Annotated in this window: 2 protein-coding genes; one reads left to right on the top strand and one right to left on the bottom strand. The window is 59.4% G+C overall.

The features are described from left to right. Positions 1-290: 290 nt before the first annotated feature. Positions 291-1217, top strand: coding sequence for an amino acid oxidase (locus Q0216_RS05705; protein ID WP_298593656.1), 927 nt, complete (start codon positions 291-293; stop codon positions 1215-1217). A gap of 195 nt (positions 1218-1412) precedes the next feature. On the opposite strand, the gene Q0216_RS05700 is transcribed toward Q0216_RS05705, so the two are convergent. Next, positions 1413-2188 (bottom strand): VIT1/CCC1 transporter family protein (locus tag Q0216_RS05700; RefSeq protein WP_298593654.1); only part of this gene is annotated, 776 nt, incomplete at its 5' end.

The raw sequence follows: 2188 nt of genomic DNA, 5'->3' as shown, positions 1-2188 counted from the left end.
CCGAGGCTGCAAACCTGATGCGCGAAATCTTCGCAGCGAAGTAAACAGCATAAAACGCGGCAGATGCCGGTAGTCGTTGAGACTACCGGCATCTGTGCTTTGTGGGGGTCTTTCGAGGTATTTAAACCCGGATAATAGAGCTTGCGGTGGAAAGTAAGATTGTGCACATTCACCCTCGTAATGTGCAGATATAACCTTAACCTTTGTATACTGGAGTGCATTGAGCCTAGTCAGAATTATTTTGAGCGGCTCCAAGAAACACCAAACACTCATAGGAGATCATCACACTCATGACCCAGCCCATCTCTCGCCGCACCATTGCCAAGGCAGGCGTCTGGTCCGCACCCGTCGTCGCAGCCTCCGCAGCAGTACCCGCCTACGCCGCATCCAAGGAAACCCCCGGCGTGCAGTACGGCGTGTACGTCAGCGTGCAGAACAACGGCGGCTACGTCGGCTACGCATCCTCCAACAACACCGGCACCATCAACCCGGCAAGCCCCGAGGCGCACTTCACCGCCTCCACCAACCCCGACTCCGACATCAACTGGGACGACGCAACCTCCAAGCCCAAGAGCGCAACCTATGTCAACGGCGAAGGTAAGTTCACCCCCGTCACCAACTCCCAGACCGGCGCAAACGGCGCCTACATGTCCTCCAGCGGCTTCTGGTGGTCTGTACCGACCACGGACACCGCAACCGGCACCGGCTACATCTCCGGTGGCAGCGTCACCCTCGCGGCTGGCGCGACCTTCGTAACCGATGTTGAGTACACCGTCTCCGCCAGCGCCCAGTCGCTCCTTAATGCTGGTAAGATCAACGGCCAGGCATGGACCCCCTCCGGTCGTAAGCTGACCGGTAGGACCACCGAGCTGGTCGCCTCCGCAAGCCAGGCAAAGTACCTGTACGTCGCGCAGACCGCCGGTACCTGGACCGCAGAAGTACCGACCATCACCCAGAACTCCGATGGCACCTACACCTTCAAGGGTCGTATCGTCTACACCACCAGCAAGGCGTACACCATGAAGCAGTCCGGCACCAAGTACTACAGCCAGACCAACTTCATGCCGGCACAGCTCCGCTTCCCGGCAGATAACGGCTGGGTATCGTACAAGCAGACCTCCACCGTGCAGGTCGCTAACCTGACCTACTCCAGCAACGGTGTGACCGGCTCCGAGAGCGTTGCCGGTCAGGCCACCACCGCGCAGATTAACCCGTAATAGGGCAACCCCTTATACAGGGTAAAAGCATATAGAGAACCCCCAGCGGATGAATCACCCGCCGGGGGTTTTCTTTGCGCTCGTTTCTTTGTGCTCAGGCTGTGACACTCGCCGAACTGTGGCGCTCGCAGGGGAGTGCAGTACATGCAAGAGCGGCTATATACACTTGTTGAGAGATTATTGGGGGTGTTGGGACTAGCCGACCGTCGTACCGAACGCCAGACCCAGCAGGTAGGTCACAAACGCCGCACCGAAACCGATCAGAATCTGACGGATACCGCGCTTCATCGGAGAAGCACCCGACAGCAGACCCACCACGCCGCCGGTGAAGCCCAGAGCCGCACCCACGAACAGCAGGGACAGCACCATCGCGAACACACCCGAGAGGCCGAAGATATAGGGCAGAATCGGAATCAACGCACCCGAAGCAAAGAATGCGAATGACGCAGCGGCGGCACCAATATCGGTACCCAAAGCCACGTTCTCCTCACGTTCCTCATCCTCGCGGTGAGACAGCGACGGATCGCAATCGCAACTCAGGTAGCCGAAACGCTCCATCGCGCGGTGATGCGCCGCCTCCGTCTCCATACCGCGGGCACGGTAAATAAGCTCCAGCTCGTTGGCGTCCAAATCCAAATCGCCCGCCACGCGCAGGGTCACCTGGGTCGGCTGGGAGGCATCCAACAGCTCACGCTGAGAACGCACCGACACGAACTCGCCCGCCGCCATCGACAGCGCACCCGCCAGCAGACCCGCAACACCCGACAGTAGAACCATCGAGCTGGACGCGCCCGAAGCGGTAATACCCATAATCAGCGCCAGATTCGAGACTAAGCCGTCGTTAGCACCAAAGACCGCCGCACGGAAATTACCCGAAAGCTTCTCGCGACCGTTAGTCGCCAGGGCACGAATAATCTCCTCGTGAATCGCCTCGTCAGCCGCCATTTCCTCGGTGGCGTCCGGATCCTCAG

This window comes from uncultured Rothia sp. (assembly GCF_937976295.1).
In the GTDB taxonomy this organism is placed as follows: domain Bacteria; phylum Actinomycetota; class Actinomycetes; order Actinomycetales; family Micrococcaceae; genus Rothia.
The sequence above is the reverse complement of the archived record's forward strand: the minus strand, read 5'-3'. Positions and strand labels throughout refer to the sequence as shown.

Excerpts from the sequence above, each read along its gene's own strand:
- Q0216_RS05705 (WP_298593656.1), top strand. The coding sequence starts at position 291 with ATGACCCAGCCCATCTCTCGCCGCACCATTGCCAAGGCAGGCGTCTGG.